Genomic DNA, 19,508 nt, shown 5'->3' on the forward strand with positions numbered 1-19,508 from the left:
ATCGTATATTTCGGACAATGGTTATTCGGTCGGCCCGCGTCCGGGAGCCGACCGGAGGCTTCGATGGAAGGCATGTTCGTCACCTCGGACCAAATCGCCGACGGGCATCGCCTGAGCATCGTCCGATCCCGGTTCAGCCCTCCTCGGTTTGCCGGTGCTCGAACAGTTCCCGCACGGCCTGTAGTCCCACCTTCATCGAGGCGGTGCGGGGCAGCTCGTCGACCCGGATGAATTCGGCCGGTATCTGGTAGGGGAGCAGCATTTCCCTGAGGAATTTCCGCAGATCGGCGACCGAAGGCGGCGTCGTCCCGGGTTTCAATGCATAGGCCGCAGCGGGCACCTGCCCCAATCGCCTGTCGGCGATGCCCACCACCGCGGCCTCGCGGATTGCCGGGTGGCGTTCGATCGCTTCGGCGACGGAGTGGGGTTGGATCTTGAAGCCGCCGCGTATGATGGTGGCATCCGCCCTGCCCTTGATCCAGAGGAAGCCGTCCTTATCGAGCACGGCCAGGTCCGTCGTCGCGGTCCAGCTATCCGGATCGCCGATCTGCGAGCCCTTGAGTTCGAGGATGCCCTCCTCACCGGTCGCGAGGACCTCGCCGCCGACGGCCGTGATCCGCGCTTCCACGCCGGGATTGAGCCGGCCGACTGCCCCGCGCTTTTCGGGCCAATAAGCCTTGAAGTCGTCCAAGGTCCAGCCTGCCACGCCGCCGAGTTCCGTGGCGCCGTAGTTCTGGAGGACGGGAATGCCGTAGGTCTGCCAGAACTCGTCGGCGAGCGCGGGGTCCAGGGGTGCTGCGCCGGTGCGATAGGCGACGAGACTGGAGAGATCCTCCTTCGGTATCCTTGCGGCAAGCACCATGGCGAGTCCGGCCGGCGGCGTCTGCACCACCTTCGGCCGGTGCCTTTTGACGGCGTCCTGGAATTCGGAGACCTCGAACTTTTCGAGGACGCAGGTCTTCCGACCCGCGAGTAGTGCGTTCAGCAGGGCCAGGAGACCGCCGATATGCGCGAAGGGCGTCAGCAGGAGCTGGGTGCTCGGACGCAGCCGGGGGGAGTCGTCCTTGCTGCGACCGGCCTCGAACTTGGCGGCGCCGAGTATCGACTGCGCGAAACGCGAGCGTCTGAGGGGGATGCGCTTTGGCGCACCCGTGGTGCCGCTCGTCAGCATCTCGACCGCAATCCCCGGCGCGAGGCTGTTGAAGTCGTCGAGACGATCAGGGGACAGGCGCTGCAGCAGTTGGACGCATCCGCCAACCTCTTCGCTGAGCTCTATGCACAGCGCACCGCTTTCGAGCCCGGCCTCCCTTACCTCGCTGCGCGCCCAGTCCACCGAGGAAGCGACGATGACCGGCAGCTTCAGCTTCGAGATATCGGCGCGGAGGGCTGCGTCCGGCAGGGTCGGGTTGAGCGTGACCAAGCATCTCCCCGTCGCCACGGCGGCGAGGACGGCGGGGATGACCTCCGGCCGGTTCCGCAGGATCACTCCAACCCTTATGTCGGGGCCGAGGCCTGCCTGGCTGATCGCTTCCTCGATCGCTTGTTTCCGCGCCCTGAGAGTGCCCCACGTCCACCATTGGCGGCGGAACTCGACTGCCTCCTGTTCGGGCGCGATATCGAGGATCGCGTCGAGGCTCGCCCTCATCTGCTCGGCTGCATTGGCCGTCATGCTGATCGTCCTCAGGTCAATGGGCGGGGAAGGGCGGCGGCCCTTGCGCGCAGCCGTGTGGGCGATGAGAGCGTCATTCGATCATGCATCGCGCGCTTGAGCAGAAGGTGCAGGGGGTATTCCCAGGTGTAGCCGATGCCACCATGCGCCTCGACGGCGGCGCGCGCCGTCTTTACCGCGACGTCGGTCGCGTGAGCCTTGGCCAGCGCCGCGGACCAGGGCGCTTCCGGTGCGGGCGTGTCCCAGGCGTGGGCGGCGAACCAGCAGAAATAACGGACCGGATCGATATCCACGGCCATGTTGGCGAGGGCGTGCTTGATGGCCTGGAAGGCACCGATCGGGCGCCCGAACTGGACCCTGGTCTTGGCGTACTCGGTCGAAAGCTCCAGTGCGGCCGAGCCGGCACCGGCGGCGTCGATGGCCCCGAGGATCATCAACGCGTCATAAAGTCTCCAGGCGGCCTGGCGGTCCCCCGCCCGCTCGGCACCAGCCATTTGAAGCGTTACGCCGGCGTGAGGCCGCGAGGCGTCCAGTGGCGGGAAAGGGCTGACGTGGAGTTCGGCACGATCGCTCGGCACGACGAAAAGGCCGTCCTGAAGGCCGACTATGAAGAGGTCTGCATCGCCCGCGCCTTCGACGCAACGCTTGGTCACCTGGCCGTCTGTGGATGTCATTCTCCACTCGTCAGGGCTCCATATGTCGGAGGTCTCGCTGAAGGCGAATGCGACCCTGGCGTCGCCGGTCAGCAGCGCGTCGAGCCACCGCTGCCTGCTCCCGTCGGAACCGTAGGTGGCGATGGTCCAGGCCCCGACGGCGCTTCTGATCTTCGACGTGGGGGCAGCATGGCGCCCGAGCGCTTCGGCCACCACCGACAGGGTCAAGAGGCCCATGCCCAGACCACCGTCTTTCTCAGCCGTGAGGATCGCCGGAACCCCGAGCGACGTCAGTTCGACGTCCAGCGCATTGGCTATCGCGGGGACTTCTTCGCTGCGCGTCAGGATGTTTCCGCTGAGCTTGTCGGCCAGCAGCCGCTCGATGGCGTCTGCGAACTGCTTCTGCTCGTCTGTGAGGTCGAAATGCATGGGTCCTAGATTGCCTCGTCCTTCGGGAGGCCGAGCCCACGCTCGGCGATGATGTTGCGCTGGATGTTGGAAGCGCCGCCGGCGATCGAGAGCGCGAGCGATCCGAATATCTGGTTCACCCACTGGCCCGGATCGCGGCGGGTCGTCTCGCCGTGGTTGGCCAGCTCGAGCGCGCGGTCCCCGATGATGTCCTGGGCGACCTGGGCGATCTCGAGCGCGATCCGCGTTCCCGCGATCTTGTTGAGCAAGGGCAGTCTCCCGGCCGACCCGCCTGCCACGGCCTGTGCGAACTGGTAGTAGCCGCAGCAAAGCTGGGCCTGGACATAGCCTTCCAGGACCATCATCCGATCGCGGATCTGCGGATCCTCGGCGGCGGGTCTTCCGTCTATTTCAACGTTCCTCGCCAGTCGCCACAGCGACTCCAGGAGGCCGAGCGTGCGCACGCCGCCGATGTTGCTCCGCTCGTGCTTGAGCGTGGTCTTGGATATCTGCCAGCCGCTGCCGCGCCCCCCGACGATCCAGTCGGCCGGCGTGCGCGCGTCTTCGAAGAACACCTCGCAGAACTCCGACTGGCCGGTGATCTGATGGATCGTGCGGATGGAGATGCCCGGCTGGTCCAACTCCAGGAGGAGGTAGGAGATACCGGCGTGCTTGCCCGCATCCGGCTCGGTCCGCACGAGGGCGAACATGTGGGTGGCGCTATAGGCCTGGCTGGTCCAGATCTTCTGACCGTTGATGATCCACTGCCCGTCTTCCAGACGGCCGTTGGTCTTGAGAGAGGCGAGATCGCTGCCCGCGCCCGGTTCCGAATATCCCTGCGCCCAGCGATATTCGCCCAGGATCGTCTTGGGGATGAACCACTGCCTCTGCTCCTCGGTACCATGCTCCAGCAGGGTCGGGATCAGCATCGACATGCCGGCGCCCGGCACTTCCATCGGCGCGCGCGCCTTCTCGAAGCATTCGCGGATGATCCGCCCGCGCATGGGATCCGCAGGCTGCTCCGAACCGCCATAGGCCTTGGGGATGGAGCGGTACAGATAGCCTAGCTCAGTGGCGAGGAGGCGGAATTCGCGGACGAGCCCCGCGTCCGGCCTGCCCTTGGCGGGAAGGCGGTTCTTCCAGGCTTCATCGAGGAAGGTCTGCACCTCCTCGACGAATGCCATATCGTTCTTGGAATATCCTAAGTCCATGATTCACCAAAGATTTGTGCGCGATATATTGGTCGCGGCCTACCAGGATCCGATGTTGGGCATCGACGCCCAGGGTTCCTGCGCTTGCAGCGGGGCGCCGGTCTGCAACAGCTCCACCGAGATGTCGTCGGGCGACCTGACGAACGCCATCTTGCCGTCTCGCGGCGGGCGATGGAGCACGACTCCATGATCGAGAAGTCGCCGGCAGGTGGCGTAGATGTCGTCGACGGCGAATGCGATATGCCCGAAATTGCGTCCACCCGAGTAGGTTTCGGCGTCCCAGTTGTGGGTAAGTTCGATCATCGGCGACCTCACCGCCCGCGCGGCCTCGCTGTCCTGTGGGGCCGCGAGGAAGACCAGGGTGAACCGGCCGGCAGGCGCCTCGTGCCTCTCCATCTCTTCCAGTCCGAGCGCGTCCCGATAGAAGGAGAGGGACTCCTCCAGGTCTCGCACCCGCACCATGGTGTGGAGGAATTTCACCGCGACCCTTTCCCATCCTGTCCGCCCGGGGCTGAGCAGCCTCGACATCCGTTCGCGCAGTCCGCTGCCGAACTTCCGGCCGGCGCGAGATGGCGATCACGGGGCGGGGCGCTCGGGGCGGCTGCACTTGGCAGCTTCTTCGCACGCACCATCCGCGGCAATTAGTGTGAAAAATCTTCCGGACGGACCAAGCACGCACTTCACGGCTCGCGGTCCAGCTGCACTTATCGTCTGCGCTGCACATGACGGCTCGCCGCCCCCGATGCTCAACCTGTCAGGCCTGGGCATCGGCAATTCGCCACGCGCCCGTCCGAAAATTGTTGCGAAACGGAGATCTGGGAATGGCGACGGACGGAATGATCCTTGGACAGATCACCGACGAGTCCGTCGCGCTGATGCGGCAACGGATCGGATTTCCCAATCCCACCCTGCGTCACGGGTGGCTCGACAAGCCGCACAACATCTATGCGTCTTATGACGCGTTCCGCCGTTTCGCGATCTATGGCGGCAGCGACAATCCGTTCTTCATCGACGAGGATTATCCCAAGGCCACACGTTGGGGGGAAAGTATCGCGCCGCTCGGCTTCGAGGGCACCATGGGCCTCAAACGTCCCAAGCAGATGGATCCCGACTTCGAGCGCGCCACACGTAGCGCCTTGCGCGGTGTTCAGCTTTTCCATTCCGGCGGTGAGAATTACTATTACGCTCCGATAACGGGCGGTCAGCGGCTGTACGTCTCGAAATATGTGGAGGACGTTCAGGTCAAGACGTCCAGCTTCGGGGGCAAGTCCGTCGTCGTCGATAACGGCAAATGCTATTGGAACGACGACGACGTCGTACTGGTGCAGGGCACCGAGACCTTCGTGCACATCGAGCGCCGACGGTCTTCAGACCCGAGTGATAAGCCCCGGAAAAAGCCGGAACCGATCATCACGCGCTATTCCGACGAAGACCTGGCCGCCATCGACGCGGCTTACGACGCGGAGTTCCGGCGCGGATCGGACACTTGGTATATCGAGGACATCTCGGTCGGAATGCGGCTTCCCACCATGGTCAAGGGCCCGCTCACGATCACCGATCTGATCAATCTTTTCATGGGCGCGGGGTGGTACTCCTACGGGGCTCCCCCGTTCAGGCTGGCCTATGAGAGCCGCAAGCTCCTTCGGGGCTTCTACTCCAGGAACGAATTCAACGCATGGGATGCCATCCAGCGGGTGCATTGGGAACCCGGTCTGGTCAAGGAGGTGGGAGTCGCCGGGATATACGACGTCGCGGTCATGCGGCAGGCGATGCTCAATCATTACTGCAACAACATAGCCGGTGACGATGCCTGGGTTTACCGGGTCAAATACGACCTGCGCAAATTCAACTATATCGGTGACACGACCTGGATCCACGGCGTCGTGACCGAGGTGAGGGTGGACCCCGTGCTCGGGCCTGCGATCGAAGTGGATCTGGTCGGCATCAACCAGCGCGGCGAGGAAAATATCGGCGGTTCGGCGACGATCCTCGTCGCCTCGCGCCAGACCGGGCTGGCGAAGCTGCCGCCGCCGGTAAAGCCGACAGCCCATCGCGCCGACGACTGGCGGACCGTTTAGGTCCGTCGATCCCCGGCATCGGAATCCGCAAGAGACGAGAGAGACATGAACAAAGAGGCTTCAACATCGCTGTTCGCGCCCGGCGCCGCGCTCGTGGTTGGTGGCAGTGGTGGTCTAGGCACGGCAATAGCGACCAAGCTCGCCGGGTATGGCGCTCAGGTCGTAGTTTCGTACCGTCGAGCGCGCGATGAGGCGCAGGGACTGGTCGATGCGATCCGCGGGGCGTCTGGAGAAGCGGAAGCCGTCGAACTCGACGTGCTGGACCCGGCGTCCGTGGCGCGGGGCATTGAACGGGCTGCCGATCTCTTCGGGGGGATTGGTACTCTGGTCTATGCGCCGGGAGGAAAGCCCAAATATGATTTCGTGAGCCGGGTGCCTCCGGAAGAGTGGCGCCGGATCTTTGAAATCGACGTCTTCGGGCTCGCCAATCTGCTCCATGCCTCGCTTCCCGAACTGCGCAAGTCCGCGGGCGCCATCGTCGGCGTGACGACCTATCAGGGCGCGCACCTGGAGCCGCAGGGCGGTCTCTCGGCCGTCCCAAAGGCGGCGGCCGAACGTTTGCTCGCGGTGACGGCCAAGGAGGAGGGGCGCTATCAGGTGCGCTCGAACGCGGTGCGCGCGGGCTGGTTCGACAACCGCGGGGTCAAGAGGACCGACATCGCGACGGAGCAGGAGAGCCTCCTGGGCCGTCGCGGCCGGCCCGAGGAACTTGCGGAGGCGATCGCGTTCCTCGCATCCCGTCGGGCCAGCTTCGTGACGGGGGCCGTACTCACGGTGGATGGCGGCCAGAGCCTGTGACCCCGCGAAAGCGCCCTCATTCGCCATTCGTGTGCCTCAAGGCATCACAGGCCAAAAACGCATTACTCGCCGCAAGGTGCTACGGGTAACTCTGGCTCAAAGTTCGAATGCAAGAGTAGCGCCATGGGAAGCAGGATTCTGGAAGACGCAGTTCACGAGCCCGTGCCGGCGGAGGGCATCGACGTCAGCGACCCCACCCTGTTCAGTCAGAACCGGCAGGGCGCGATCTTCGAGCGGCTGAGGCGCGACGACCCCGTGCACTATTGCGCCAGCAGCCCCTATGGGCCCTACTGGTCGGTGACGCGGTACAAGGACATCGTCGAGGTCGACAGCAATCATGGCGCCTTCTCGTCGGCGGGAGCCACCTCGCTGGATGAAACGCGGGCCAAGGGAGTGAGCGCCGACGCCACGCCTATCGGGGGTTTCCTTGGCATGGACCCACCCGATCACGATGTGCAGCGAAAGATCGTCTCTCCGGCGCTCGCGCCGAGCAATCTGGTGAAGTTCAGGGATCTGATCCGCGAGAGAACCCAGAACATCCTCGGCAATCTGCCGATCGACGAGGAGTTCGACTGGGCCAAGACGGTGTCGGTCGAATTGACCATGATGATGCTCGCCACTCTGTTGGGCTTCCCGTCAGCAGAGCGGCAGAGACTCAAGCGCTGGTCCGACATCATCGCTGGCGTCCCTGGTGACGGCGTGGTCGAATCCTGGGAACAGCGGGATCGCGAATTAAAGGAGATGGCGCAGACGTTCCTCGAGTTGCGCGAGGAGAGAAGGGCGCAGGAGCCGGCATCCGACCTGCTTTCGATATTGGCCCACTCGCCTGAGGCGCGCGCGCTGAGCGATATGGAATTCGCGTCCAATGTCTCGATCCTGATCGTCGGCGGTAACGACACGACCAGGAACAGCATGTCGGCCACGGTCCTGGCATTTCATGACCATCCCGGCGAGTGGGCCAAGCTGAAGCAGGACCCGGCCCTTATCGAAAGCGCGGTTTCCGAGATAATTCGCTGGCATACGCCGATCATGTCGCAAGGACGGCGCGCCACGCGCGACTATGAACTGGGCGGGAAAAAGATCCGCAAGGGCGACAAGGTCATGATGTGGTACATTTCGGGTGAGAACACCGGGAATAAAAGGGGCCACGGATCGGCCAGTCTCACCGGATTAAAAAGGGGCCAGTCCTGCTAGACCTCCGTTTTTGGGCGGAGGTGGAGGATGAAGAGAGTGGAGCTTTATCAGAAGGTCCGCCGCGCCGTGCTGATTGACGGGATGAGCCGTCGCGCTGCCGCCCGGTATTTTGGGATCAATCGCAAGACCGTCGACAAGATGCTGTGCTTTCCAGAGCCAGCAGCGCACGGCCGGAGCGGGCAAACCTACAGCCGCAAGCTGTCCGGATTTACCGACATCATTGACCAAATCCTGGTGGATGACCGCAAGGTTCACATCAAACAGCGACACACTGCCGCGCGTATTTTCGAGCGTCTGCGCGATGAACATGGCTTCACCGGCGGCATCACCATTGTTCGCGACTATGTGGCGGGCGCCAAGTTGCGCAGCCGCGAGGTGTTCATACCATTGAGCCACAAGCCGGGGCATGCGCAGGTGGATTTTGGTGAGGCGGACGGGATCATCGACGGCAAGTTGGTGCGGTTCCACTATTTCTGCATGGACCTGCCGCACAGCGATGCGCCGTTCGTTAAAGCCTATCCTGCCGAGGTGGCTGAGGCATTTTGCGAAGGGCACGTGGCGGCCTTTGCCTTCTTCGGCGGCATCCCGCAGTCGATCCTGTATGACAACACCAAGCTGGCAGTGGCGCAGATCCTGGGCGACGGGAAGCGCGAGCGCAGCCGGATGTTCTCGACCCTCCAGAGCCATTACCTGTTCGAAGACAAATTCGGGCGCCCCGGCAAGGGTAACGACAAGGGCAAGGTCGAGGGGCTGGTCGGTTATTCCCGGCGCCACTTCATGGTGCCGAGGCCAGAGGCGCCCAGCTTTGATGCGCTGAACGCGCGCTTTGTCGAACAATGCATGGAGCGACGACAGGCCATCTTGCGCGGGCATGAGCGCAGCATCGGTGACAGGCTGGTGGCTGATCTGGCGGCCTTTATGCCGCTACCGGCGGTGCCGTTCGATCCCTGCCATATGGTGACGGGGCGGGCCTCGTCGATGTCGCTGGTGCGCTATCGTACCAATGATTATTCGGTGCCGACGGCCTATGCCCACCAGGAGGTCGTAATCAAAGGCTATGTCGATCGGGTTGCGATCATCTGTGGCGGGGAGCTGATCGCAGTGCATCCGCGCAGCTATGAGCGGGAGGACTTCATTGCCAACCCGCTGCACTATCTGGCGCTGTTAGAACAGAAACCCCGCGCGCTTGATCAGGCAGCGCCGCTCGATGGCTGGGTGCTGGCTGAACCGATGCATCGCATCCGACGACTGATGGAGGCGCGCAGCGGCAAAGAGGGACGGCGCGAGTTCATCCAGGTGCTGCGGCTATGCGAACGCTTCGAGCAGTCCCTGGTGGAATGGGCAGTGGCCCGCGCGCTGGAGATGGGGGCAATCAGCTTCGATGCGATCAAGATGATCGCGCTGGCCCGCCTCGAACAGCGTGTGCCGCGCCTCGATCTGCAATTTTACCCGCATTTGCCGCGCGCGAATGTCGGGCGTACCGATCCGCGCACCTACATGGGCCTGCTCTCGCAGGCAGGCACTCCAGCGACGGGAGTGGCAGCATGAGTGATCCCATGATGCCGCTGCCAGCCATCGAGGCCGAACCCACCAGCGTGCCGCCCGCTGTACTACTGGCCAACCATCTCAAAGCGCTCAAGCTGCCCACCTTTGTGCGCGAGTATGAGAAGGTCGCCTTCGAGGCCGCGCAGGATCGGGCCGATTACCCCCGCTATCTGCTGCGCCTGTGCGAACTTGAACGGATTGATCGCGAGCGCCGGATGGTGGAGCGCCGTATCCGCATGGCTCGCTTCCCGCACACCAAGAGCTTTGACACCTTCGACTTTGCAGCCCAGCCATCACTGAACAAGGCCTTGGTTCTGGAACTGGCGCGCGGTGAATGGATCGAGCGGCGGCGTAATGTCATTGCGCTGGGCCCCAGCGGCACCGGTAAGACCCACACCGCCCTCGCGCTAGGACTGGCTGCGTGCCAGAAAGGGCACAGCGTGGCCTTCACAACGGCCGCGGCGTTGGTCCATGACCTGATGGAGGCTCGCGACGAGCGTCGCTTGCGCAGCCTGCAAAAGCATCTGGCATCTGTAAAGCTGCTGATCCTCGACGAGTTGGGATATGTACCATTCACCGCCGTGGGCGGCGAGTTGCTGTTCGAGGTACTCAGCCAGCGCTATGAACGCGGCAGCACGCTGATCACCAGCAATCTGCCCTTCGATGAATGGACATCGGTGTTCGGCTCCGAACGCCTGACCGGCGCCCTGCTCGACCGGCTGACACACCACGTCCACATTCTCGAGATGAATGGTGACAGCTTCCGTCTCGCCAGCAGCCGCAAGCGCCAGAAGGACAAGGGGGAGGATAAATGACCTAAGAACGGGCGGCCATCGGCAGCGGGAAATCGGCTTCCGCTCCGCTCCAGCCGCTTCCCCGCTGCCGATGCTGCCCAGCCTCAACCTTGGGGCTTTTTGTTCAAACCAACTGGCCCCATTTTAAACCGGTGCCTGGCCCGTTTTTATCCCGGCGTTGACACCGCCGGGATCCGATATTATATCGTGCTGCTTGCCGCGAGCGTTCCTCTCGCCGGCCTGACTTTCAGTGTCCACAGCCCCTTGGTTTTCCTCGGACTGCTCGGGATTTTGCAGATCGTCGCGCTGCCCTTCATGCTGGTGATGAGCGCGTCGGTGATATCCATTCTTCCAAATGCGCTCCGGGGGCAACTGACGGCGACATTCGGCTTCGTCATGAGCGTGGTCGGAACGGCCGCCAGCCCGGTCCTCGTCGGCGCGCTGACCGATTATGTTTTCGGGGACGATCAGAAGATCGGCCTCTCCCTCGCGATCATCACGTCGATCGGATGCGCGGGCTCGCTTATCGCTTTCTGGTGCAGTTTGCGGCCGTTGGTCGAACTCACGATCCGCAAAGACGGCGGCGCCGCGTAGCGTGGGAACGTCAGGCCGCCGCGCGGGGAGCGGTCGCCGGCGAGGCGACTCGTTCCCCAGATTCCGGAAGAAACTTCGTCGGCTTCGGTGCACTCGGCCCCGTGGCTAGCAGGGGGCGCCCACTGTTCGGCATCGTCCGCGACGCCAGTGAGCCAGGCGCTGCCCTGCCGGATGCCGACCCCGGCGGAGCGAAAGCCCTCGTCGGGCCGCGCAAGGAGCGATCGGCAGACGCGCTGGAGAAGCTGTATCGGTCCTATCGGGCACCGCTTATCGCGTGGCTGAGACAGCGCTACGGATCCGGACCTCCCCATCCCGAGGATATCGCGCAGACCGCTTTCACCAAGCTGATTGCATCCGGCGGGATAATGAAGGCGGACCATGTCAGGTCCTATCTGTACGCGATTGCGGTCAATACGGCGCGAGATGAGATGCAATGGATCAAGCGGACGGATCGGTTCATCGAGGGCCAGCTGCGTGAATCCGGACACGACCTGGAAGAAATCACGCCGGAAAGGGTCTGTAGCGGTAAGCTCGATGTGGACCGGCTGGCGGAATTGATGGAGCAGTTGACCGGGAAGCAGCGCGAGATCGTGCGACGGAGCCGCATCTTGGGACAGACCTACGCCCAGATATCAGAGGAAACGGGATGGAGCATGGCGGACATCTGCCGCCAGCTGGCTGCGGCGCTCGCTTTCCTCAAGGCCCGGCTGGATGCGACCCCGTCCGACCGCCTTTGGCCAGCGCCCGGCCCGGCCTCGCGACAGATATGAGCGGAAGGGACGAGATGCGGGCAGCATTGCCCGATGAGGTCGGCAACCCCGCCGACCAGGCTGCCAGCTGGCTGGCATATCTTTACTCCGGCTCGGCGAGCGAGGAAGGGTTGCAGGCGTTTTCGACCTGGTTGCGGCGCTATCCGGCCAATGGCGAGGCGTTCAGGGACCTGCAGCAGATTTGGAGCGACCTTCCGTCGGTGGAAGGCCTCCAGGCCTCCGAGGCGGGGGAGTTCGGTTCGAGCGACGATCGGATGGGCGGGGACAACGTCGAAGCCGGCGTCGACGCCTTCGATGACGTCCAGCCGAGTTTTGCGATGTGGAGGGCGCTTGCCGCAGTGTTGCTGGTCGGCCTGGTCGGGGAGGATTCTGGCACGCCTATCTGAGCAATTCAGTCGCCATTGCCGACTACCATACGGGTATCGCGGAAGTCAGGCGAGTGAAGTTGGCCGATGGATCGGTCGTCACCCTATCGGCGAGCTCATCCCTCCACGCCGAGATGTCCAGTGCGACGCGTAGCGTCGACCTCGATGCGGGACGGGCTTTCTTCGATGTCGCCCCCGATCGCACGCGCCCCTTCACGGTGGATGCAGGCGGCGTGCGAGTCCAGGTCGTCGGGACGGAGTTCGACGTCAACATATCGCCGGCCAAGGTACGGGTCTCGGTTGCCAGGGGCGTGGTCGAGGTACGGCCTGGCGTCGGGCACAGCTCCCGGGGCGTCCGGCTCGTTGCGGGCCAGCGCGTCACGACGTCGCAGAGCGGAGAACTGCAGGCGATCGAGAGCTTCGACGCAGGCCGGGTCATGCCCTGGTTGCGCGGCATGCTCGTGTATCGTGATGAACCTCTGGCCGATGTGGTCGCCGATATGAACCGCTATCGTACCCTGAAGATATCCATCGCCGATGAGGTGCTCGCACGGATGCCGATTACCATGGCGGTGCGGACGGACCAGACAGACGCCCTCATTGCCGGACTGGAGGCTATGCGGTTCACCACTGCCGAGCAGACCCCTCGGAGCGTGGTCCTCCGCCCGATCGGCAGCCAGCGAGCGCGCCGAACATCGATGTGAGATTCTTTGGAAAATCCATGGCCGTGCACAGTCTCTCTTCTGTCGCGACCCTCAGCCCAGCCGCATCGGAGCTCGGGAAGGGTCGCGGTGGGAACAGGGAGAGAGAGGCATGATCATATCACCGCGTATGAGGCGTGAAACGAAGGGCTTGCGCCACGTGGTCAACATGGCCGGGGCAGGCTGCTCGGCGTGGGCGGTGGCGCTCTGCGGAGTGACGATGGCGACACCGGCCTATGCAGCGGACGCCTCCCACAGGATATCGGTACGCGCGGGCCCGCTTGACGCGGCGATCGTCGAGCTCGCGGAGGAACTGAGGGTTTCGATACTTATCGAGCCCCGCCTGGCCGCGAACAGGAGATCGGCTGGCCTTCAAGGCGTCATGAGTACGGAGGAGGCACTGACCCGGCTGCTTCGCGATAGCGGCCTGACTTTCTACAGGAATTCCAACGGCGGCTACATAGTGGTGAAGGCCGACGCTTCGCAGGTGAGCGAGGTCAGGCCTGCTCCGTCACCGGTTCAGCCGCAAGCGGCGATGGAAGAAAGCGATTCAGGGGGCGTAGAGGAAATCATCGTGACGGCGCTCCGGAGGGAGACGACGTTGCAGGACACCGCGATCGCGGTGGCCGCGGTGAGCGGTGAACGCCTGGATGCGCTTGGCGTGAACAGTACCAGTGCCCTGCAGCTCCAGATCCCCGGGCTGGTCATATCGACGAACACCGCAGGGCAGAGCCAGATCTACATCCGCGGGGTCGGCAACACCATCACCGGAGTCGTCTCCTCCAACAGCGTCGCCACCTATCTTGACGGTGTCTACATAGCCAATGGCCAGGCCGCACTGCAGACCTTCAACGACATCGCGCGGGTAGAGGTCCTCAAGGGCCCCCAATCGACGCTGTACGGGCGGAACGCGACGGGTGGTGCCGTCGTGCTGGTTTCCAAGGAGCCCAGTGATCGACCGGAATATTCCGTCAGCGGCCTGGTAGGCAATTACGAGGCCTATAGGGTACAGGCGAGCCTGAACGGGCCGCTGCGCGGTGACGAAATCATGGGCCGCCTCTCATTCTTCGCGCAGGGTCATAAGGGCTATGCGGAGAATGTCACACTCGGAACCCACCCCGGCGGTGACCGGCAATGGGGCGTGAAGGGGGCGCTGAAGCTCGTGCCGTCGGATAGCCTCGACGTCACCGTCCGCGGCGACTTCCGCCGCATTCGGGGAGGGGACTATATCAAGCACCTCAACCCGAACAGCTATGTGTACCTCACATCGGCGATACCCAACCAATATATTGACGACCCCTGGAAATACCGTTCCGAAATCCGCGCCTCCTTCAAGGGTTACGACACCGGCGGGTCCGCGCAGCTGCGCTGGCGGTCCGACATCGGCAAAGTCACGTCGGTCACGAGCTATCGCCGCTTCTCTCTTGGGCCGCAGTTCTCGGATTTCGACTCCATCGTGGGCTTTTTTGCGGGCACGACGCGCGCGGAAATGTTCGGCGAAACCGTGGATGCGAAGCAGTTCTGGCATGAGACGATCTTCCAGAGCCCGGAAGACCGGAATTTCCAGATCATGGCTGGAGCGAGCTATTTCTCCGGTCGGTCCTGGCAGGAGGTCAGGCGCATCTCGACCGGCAACACCGTCGGCAGCGCGAGACGGTCGGCCGACAACAGAGCGGGCGCAGCGTTCATCGACGCGCGATACGACTTCAGTCCCCGATTCTCGGCGGTTGGCGGCGTCCGCTACACGCGCGAGCACCTCGAATATGCGCAGCTCGTCAGGATCACCACGGCCGGTGTCGGCCCGGGCCGTGCGGAGAATGCCAGGACATGGAGCGCGCTTTCGCCCCGCTTTGGTCTCGAGTGGCGCCCCTCGGAGGGCAGGCTGCTTTATTTCAACGTCACGAGCGGGTTCAAGAGCGGCGGCTTCAACGAAACGAACCCGCTGAACGCCTTCGAACCGGAGAAGGTGTGGGCGTTCGAAGGGGGCGTGAAAACGACCTGGCTCGACGGCAAGGTGCAGGCGAACGCGTCGGCTTTCACCTATGCCTACCGCGATCTGCAGGTTTCCCGGATCGCGCCGATCACGCAGGCCCGCGTCGTCGCGAACGCTGGCCGTTCGCGGATCAGCGGGGCCGACATCGACCTGGTGGTTCGGCCGGTCCGAGCGGTATCGCTTGGGGCTTCGCTTTCTCTGTTGAAGAGCGAGTTCGGCGATCTCGTGCTTTGCGACAATGTGGCCGGGCCGTGCTCGCTTCCTCCGAACGATTCCGGGTTCGTCAACATCAAGGGCCGACAGCTCAATAACGCGCCCAACCGCGCGTTGAGCCTCTTCACGGACTTGAGCTTCACTCCGCCGGGATTGCCCGGCCAAATGCTCTTGCACCTGGACGGCAATTACCGCTCGCGCGTTTACTTCACGCCATTTGCGCGGAAGGAGTTCCAGTCCGATCCAGGCAACTGGCTGCTGAACGCCGAACTGAAATATGAATGGGCTGATCGACAGTTCGTCGCGCTTTTCGTCCGGAACGTCACCGATGAGGTCAGGGTCGACTACGCCTCGGCTTCAGGGGTGCTGAGGACGCCCAGCACCTCCGCTACCGCCATCGGGACGTCCCTGTTCGCCGCCCGGCTTCAGCCTCCGCGCACATTCGGGCTGCGCGCCGGATACACCTTCTGATGACAGATGGCTCGCCTGCGCCCCACGACGCACCGTCGATGGCAGGACCTGACGATGCTTCGGAGGCGCGGGCGACGCTGCTGCGTCTTAGAGGGGTCATCCGCCCATGGCATGACGCTTTGCTCAACGTGCGCCCCGCTTCGGTGCTGCGGTACATCGACCTGATAGACAGTGTCGATCGCAGTTGGCCTTTCACCCCCAGTCTTTTGCAACTGATGTGCGTGGCGGGCGATGCCGTGCTCACCCATATTGCACCGGAGGGGATCGAACTGCACGCGCGGTTGGCGATCCAGGCGGGGGCCAGCCCGGCGCAGGTGCTGGAGGCGCTCGAGATCGCGACGATATGTGGCGCCCGGACCTTGGCCCAGCCCGCTTCGGCGCTTCCCGGGGGCGCTAACCACGCGGTCTCCGGGGAGCTGGCAGAAAAGGTCCGGAGTTCGCGCGAGCGCTTCACGCAGATCTTCGGGTCGCTTCCGGACTGGCTGGAACGCCAGTTTGCGATCGATCCTGGCTACGCGTCAGCGCTCGTCGACCTGTCCTACGCGCCTTCTCAACCCGCGCTCAGCAGCCGGGATCGCGTGTTGATCTGCTTCGGCGTCTGTGCCTGTCCCGCCGTCCTGGATCCGGAAGGAGCGTCGTTCTTTGCGAAGGCTGCTCTGCGCCACGGTGTGGAAGAGCGCGAGCTCGACGCCATCAGGAGGGTGATGACCCTACTGGGTCTGCATTCGATATCCTACGGCATCCTGCCGGCTACGGCAGGGATGGAGACCAAGAGCGTTGCGTCGTGAATTGGCGGACGCACGGCGCCGGGGATCGAAGAAAGAAAGCAGGTGGATTGATCCGGGTGGAATATTCCACCCGGATCAACCATCATTTCGTCAGTAGTCGAACGACAAGCTCACACCGATCAGGCGCGGCTCGCCGAATTGCTGTGTAGAGAAACCGAGTGAATTGTGCAGCGGTGTGGCTGCAGTCTCGTAAATCTTGTTGAAGATGTTCCGGACAAAGACGCTGGCTACGATGTTCTTGATCCCCAGCGCGTCCTCCCAATCGACGCGGGCGTTGGCAATGCCGTAGCCGTTGATCGTTACCGAGTCCCGCGCGCCTTCACCGAAGATCTGGATGTAGCGGTTAGCGGCGGTGAGGCCATAAGACTTCGACTGATAGGTGTACTGGCCCGTGATCGAAACCGCTCCGTTGTCCCCCGAAAGGGGTATCTCATAGGTCGCGTTGAGGTTGACTTTGTGTTTCGGCGCGTTCTGGAACGGGTTGTCCGAAAGGTCTATGTTCGTGCCCACGGGCGCGGCCCCGTACGGGTCGGCTCCCACCCACTGGGTGTATTTGGCCTCGTTGTAGGAATAGTTCACGCCAAGCCTGAGGTCGGAGGTGGGAAGGACCGTCAGTTCGGCTTCGATGCCACGCAACTTGGCCTTCGCGACATTGGCGACGTAGGAGATCGCGGCACCGTTGACGATGGCCGTAAACGACCTCTGGATCCCCGAGTATCTCGCTTGGTAGCCGGCCAGGTTGAAGCGTCCGCTCGTGCCCCCAAGGTTGAAGTCCCATTTCACGCCGGCCTCAACATCCTTGATCGTCTCGGATCCGTACTGCAGCTGGAAGTTGGGTGCGCCGGCGGCGTTGGAGTTGTTCAGACCTCCGGGGACATAGCCCTTGCGCGTCGATACGTAGAGCAGGAGATCCGAAGTGGCTTTATAGTCGATCGAGAAGTTATAGTTCGTTCCGCTCGTTTTCAGGCTCTGGGTCGCGACTGGCGAAGGTGTCAGCGTGATGGTGCCGGTCGTCGTGTTGATTGTCACTATCGATGGCGAGATCACGCCGGTCAGGGGATGAATGCCCGCGGCCCGGGTGCGGAGGATGAAGTCATCCTTGGTGCGCCGGACGCCACCGGTCAGATGGAGCCCGTCGATCAACCCGTCGAGACCAAGCGTTGTCTGCCCGTAGAAAGCGCTCTGCTTGGAGCGCCCGCCTACCGTGAACGGCCTGCCTGCGGAGAAGCCGAGGTTGACAGCTGTCACGCCGCCGAGCGTCTTTTGTACGCCGCCTACATCGGTCAGATCGGGGGTGCTCGGCGCGTGCTGGTAGTAATAGCCGCCCACGAATACCAGCCGGTCATCGAACAGGTTGCCCGACAATTGGGTTTCATTGGAATAGAACTTCTCCCCCTTGCCGGTGGAGATCACCGCCTTGGTGCCGGACTGGTTTCCGGCGAGGCCGGTACCAACGCCGACGTAGAGGTTCAGGAGTTCATCGATGCCGCCGACGTTGACGCCCGAATAGCCCTTCGTCGTCTGGTAGCCGAAGATATTCTTCAGCTGAAGCTGAAGCGGTCCCATATCGGGCAACGCGAGTTCAGTCCTGTTGACCAGCGTTTCGTGGGTATTCCGGTCCTGGAAGTAAGTGGTGTTGCCTGCATTGACCCGGCGCAGTTCCTTGCCGCCCCGTGACACCCGTGTCACCTCGGCGTCCAAGGTGGCCTTCAGCGAAGCCAGGATGCCCAGCCGCTGCGCGGCACATGCGGGTACGCTGGACGCAAGCCCCACCGCGACGGCCTGGGCACAGATTCCGTTGAAGAACGGGGTGTTCGCCGGAAGGTTGAACAGGCCGAAGTTCCGGTTGTAGTCCAGGGCCAGATAAGCGCTGGATGCCTGGTCGGAGTGGAAACGATCGTAGATCGTCGTGTTCTTCAGCCAGCTGGTCGGCTCGAAAAGGACGCTGATGCGCTGGGATTCATTGTTCAGTTCGTCCAGGCGCTTGTCGGAGCCGATGACCTTCGTATAGCCCCGCCGGTGGTTGTAATTGGCCGCGGCTCGCACGGCCAGGACGCCGTCGATGATGGGGACGCTGACTGCCAGGGTTCCCTGGAAGTAGCCCAGCGTTCCGACGCCAAGGCTGCCATTGGCTTTCACGTCATTGAGGTGCGGCGCGGCGGGCGTGACAAGCACGGCGCCCGCGGTGGTCGTGCGGCCGAACAGGGTGCCCTGCGGTCCCTTGAGGACCTGCACCGATTGCAGGTCGTACAGCGATTGCCCCGCGCTGCCGTCGTAACCGACGTTGTTGGTGGGGGTCGGGACTTCGGCGAAATAGGTGCCGACCGTGGGGGTTGTCGAGCTCTGGCCGGACAGGCCGCGCATGCCGTAGGTACCCCCGGTTCGTCCGAAGCGGCTGGCGACGCTCAGTGACGGAATCTTCTGCTGGAGATCGTTTTGATCACGCACGTTCTCCGTCTTCAGCTGATCCTGCGTCATGACGCTGACGGCCTGTGGCACGTCCTGCAGCTTCTCCTCTCGCCGACGCGCGGTGACAACTATGTCGCCGATGCCTGCCTCGACGGAGCGGGCTCCCTCCTCAGCGGATTGCGCCCTTGCCTCCGGTGCCATCAGCGCCAGCGCCAGGGTCGACGCCGTGGCAAGCTGGAGTGTGCGTCGATTGAAGTTGCCGCGCGGCGAATGTGGGTAGATCGAGCTTTTCATTTTTCCCTCCCTATCTTTTTACTCTGACTATGTTCTTCGGCCAATCGCCGCTACAGCGGTGGACCTGAATATGCGCAAGCCACCCGTGGCAACCTCGCCGAATGCGCAGGCAGGGGCGGATGTCCATCCATCTCGCCTCTTCCCTGGCAGCGCTTCGTTTCAGGGCGCGTACCGAGGCAGAAGGCAGGCGCGCCACTAAAGCTGAACAACTATGCTGGTGGCGATAAGTGTCTTTTTCCGGCCTCGGGTTCGCTTTTGTCCATTATGGCAGGGGGCGCTCCGTGGAGCGATCGAGTGTTGGTCGCCGAGCAGGAAGGAATGTGGCACCAATCGTTTCCACCTCGACGCGCCATTCAGGGGAGTGGTCGCCCCTTCCCTCGGCGGCCGGCGGCTTGGGGACGAGTAGTGCTTACCGGCGAGGTATGAACCTCAATACGCATTAGTTTGCTCCCTCCGCCTATGCGACCAACGCCCGACAATGAGCGTCCGAGCTGTGTCCTCTGATTGAGGCGGATGTCCGCCAGAAGCGCGGGCTCGGGACGCTGCAAGCGGGGTGAGGT

16 protein-coding genes are annotated in these 19,508 nt (G+C 63.3%); 11 read left to right on the forward strand and 5 right to left on the reverse strand.

Features of this window, described 5'->3' with window-relative positions; translation table 11 throughout:
* Positions 1–133: 133 nt before the first annotated feature.
* The 4 genes from CMV14_RS07300 to CMV14_RS07315 form a co-directional block, all read right to left on the reverse strand.
* Positions 134–1,669: a class I adenylate-forming enzyme family protein gene (locus CMV14_RS07300; RefSeq protein ID WP_066960476.1), complete on the reverse strand. Its 1,536-nt coding sequence runs from the start codon at positions 1,667–1,669 to the stop codon at positions 134–136.
* Positions 1,670–1,680: 11 nt separating this feature from the next.
* Positions 1,681–2,751: an acyl-CoA dehydrogenase family protein gene (locus tag CMV14_RS07305; protein ID WP_066960471.1), complete on the reverse strand. Its 1,071-nt coding sequence runs from the start codon at positions 2,749–2,751 to the stop codon at positions 1,681–1,683.
* A 5-nt stretch (positions 2,752–2,756) separates the two neighbouring features.
* Complete coding sequence (locus CMV14_RS07310) at positions 2,757–3,914, reverse strand: acyl-CoA dehydrogenase family protein (RefSeq protein ID WP_238147221.1); 1,158 nt, start codon at positions 3,912–3,914, stop codon at positions 2,757–2,759.
* Positions 3,915–3,980: 66 nt separating this feature from the next.
* Entirely contained in the window at positions 3,981–4,421 is a 441-nt protein-coding gene (locus CMV14_RS07315) for a VOC family protein (protein ID WP_066961010.1), read from the reverse strand.
* Between the two features lie 341 nt (positions 4,422–4,762).
* Between CMV14_RS07315 and CMV14_RS07320 the strand changes: the two genes are divergently transcribed.
* The 11 genes from CMV14_RS07320 (at position 4,763) to CMV14_RS07370 (ending at position 16,245) form a co-directional block, all read left to right on the forward strand.
* On the forward strand, positions 4,763–6,019 hold the full coding sequence (locus CMV14_RS07320) for an FAS1-like dehydratase domain-containing protein (protein WP_066960465.1): 1,257 nt from the start codon (positions 4,763–4,765) through the stop codon (positions 6,017–6,019).
* Between the two features lie 45 nt (positions 6,020–6,064).
* Positions 6,065–6,817 (forward strand): SDR family NAD(P)-dependent oxidoreductase, encoded by a 753-nt coding sequence (locus tag CMV14_RS07325; protein WP_066960462.1) that lies wholly within the window; start codon positions 6,065–6,067, stop codon positions 6,815–6,817.
* Between the two features lie 123 nt (positions 6,818–6,940).
* Positions 6,941–8,011 (forward strand): cytochrome P450, encoded by a 1,071-nt coding sequence (locus tag CMV14_RS07330; RefSeq protein WP_096367687.1) that lies wholly within the window; start codon positions 6,941–6,943, stop codon positions 8,009–8,011.
* 27 nt (positions 8,012–8,038) lie between these two features.
* Complete coding sequence (gene istA, locus CMV14_RS07335; RefSeq protein ID WP_096367681.1) at positions 8,039–9,559, forward strand: IS21 family transposase; 1,521 nt, start codon at positions 8,039–8,041, stop codon at positions 9,557–9,559.
* An 11-nt stretch (positions 9,560–9,570) separates the two neighbouring features.
* Positions 9,571–10,371 carry an IS21-like element helper ATPase IstB gene (istB, locus tag CMV14_RS07340; protein WP_066970386.1) on the forward strand — a complete coding sequence of 267 codons (801 nt, stop codon included), beginning with the start codon at positions 9,571–9,573 and terminating at the stop codon, positions 10,369–10,371.
* Between the two features lie 99 nt (positions 10,372–10,470).
* Complete coding sequence (locus CMV14_RS07345) at positions 10,471–10,944, forward strand: hypothetical protein (protein WP_153046158.1); 474 nt, start codon at positions 10,471–10,473, stop codon at positions 10,942–10,944.
* The gene (locus tag CMV14_RS07350) at positions 10,860–11,714 is read left to right on the forward strand and encodes an RNA polymerase sigma factor (RefSeq protein WP_083216032.1); all 855 of its coding nucleotides are present in this window, start codon (positions 10,860–10,862) and stop codon (positions 11,712–11,714) included. The genes CMV14_RS07345 and CMV14_RS07350 overlap by 85 nt, the downstream gene beginning before the upstream one ends.
* Entirely contained in the window at positions 11,711–12,100 is a 390-nt protein-coding gene (locus CMV14_RS07355) for a FecR/PupR family sigma factor regulator (protein WP_192876310.1), read from the forward strand. Before CMV14_RS07350 ends, CMV14_RS07355 begins: the two co-directional genes overlap by 4 nt.
* A gap of 53 nt (positions 12,101–12,153) precedes the next feature.
* Positions 12,154–12,783, forward strand: a complete 630-nt coding sequence (locus CMV14_RS07360; RefSeq protein ID WP_192876311.1) for a FecR family protein — start codon at positions 12,154–12,156, stop codon at positions 12,781–12,783.
* A gap of 109 nt (positions 12,784–12,892) precedes the next feature.
* The gene (locus CMV14_RS07365) at positions 12,893–15,457 is read left to right on the forward strand and encodes a TonB-dependent receptor (protein WP_176489109.1); all 2,565 of its coding nucleotides are present in this window, start codon (positions 12,893–12,895) and stop codon (positions 15,455–15,457) included.
* A 119-nt stretch (positions 15,458–15,576) separates the two neighbouring features.
* A complete protein-coding gene (locus CMV14_RS07370; RefSeq protein WP_153046159.1) occupies positions 15,577–16,245 on the forward strand; it encodes a carboxymuconolactone decarboxylase family protein in 669 nt (222 codons plus the stop codon).
* A 90-nt stretch (positions 16,246–16,335) separates the two neighbouring features.
* Here the strand turns inward: CMV14_RS07370 and CMV14_RS07375 are convergent, their stop codons facing one another.
* Positions 16,336–18,948 (reverse strand): TonB-dependent receptor, encoded by a 2,613-nt coding sequence (locus tag CMV14_RS07375; protein WP_066967416.1) that lies wholly within the window; start codon positions 18,946–18,948, stop codon positions 16,336–16,338.
* Positions 18,949–19,508: the final 560 nt, after the last annotated feature.

Source organism: Rhizorhabdus dicambivorans, assembly GCF_002355275.1.
In the GTDB taxonomy this organism is placed as follows: domain Bacteria; phylum Pseudomonadota; class Alphaproteobacteria; order Sphingomonadales; family Sphingomonadaceae; genus Rhizorhabdus; species Rhizorhabdus dicambivorans.

What these genes read in the sequence shown, in the direction of transcription:
- CMV14_RS07300 (WP_066960476.1), bottom strand. Translation starts at nt 1,669, where the DNA reads ATGACGGCCAATGCAGCCGAGCAGATGAGGGCGAGCCTCGACGCGATC.
- CMV14_RS07305 (WP_066960471.1), bottom strand. Translation starts at nt 2,751, where the DNA reads ATGCATTTCGACCTCACAGACGAGCAGAAGCAGTTCGCAGACGCCATC.
- CMV14_RS07310 (WP_238147221.1), bottom strand. Translation starts at nt 3,914, where the DNA reads ATGGCATTCGTCGAGGAGGTGCAGACCTTCCTCGATGAAGCCTGGAAG.
- CMV14_RS07320 (WP_066960465.1), top strand. Translation starts at nt 4,763, where the DNA reads ATGGCGACGGACGGAATGATCCTTGGACAGATCACCGACGAGTCCGTC.
- CMV14_RS07325 (WP_066960462.1), top strand. Translation starts at nt 6,065, where the DNA reads ATGAACAAAGAGGCTTCAACATCGCTGTTCGCGCCCGGCGCCGCGCTC.
- CMV14_RS07330 (WP_096367687.1), top strand. Translation starts at nt 6,941, where the DNA reads ATGGGAAGCAGGATTCTGGAAGACGCAGTTCACGAGCCCGTGCCGGCG.
- istA (WP_096367681.1), top strand. Translation starts at nt 8,039, where the DNA reads ATGAAGAGAGTGGAGCTTTATCAGAAGGTCCGCCGCGCCGTGCTGATT.
- istB (WP_066970386.1), top strand. Translation starts at nt 9,571, where the DNA reads ATGCCGCTGCCAGCCATCGAGGCCGAACCCACCAGCGTGCCGCCCGCT.
- CMV14_RS07350 (WP_083216032.1), top strand. Translation starts at nt 10,860, where the DNA reads ATGCGCGGGCTCGCTTATCGCTTTCTGGTGCAGTTTGCGGCCGTTGGT.
- CMV14_RS07355 (WP_192876310.1), top strand. Translation starts at nt 11,711, where the DNA reads ATGAGCGGAAGGGACGAGATGCGGGCAGCATTGCCCGATGAGGTCGGC.
- CMV14_RS07365 (WP_176489109.1), top strand. Translation starts at nt 12,893, where the DNA reads ATGATCATATCACCGCGTATGAGGCGTGAAACGAAGGGCTTGCGCCAC.
- CMV14_RS07375 (WP_066967416.1), bottom strand. Translation starts at nt 18,948, where the DNA reads ATGAAAAGCTCGATCTACCCACATTCGCCGCGCGGCAACTTCAATCGA.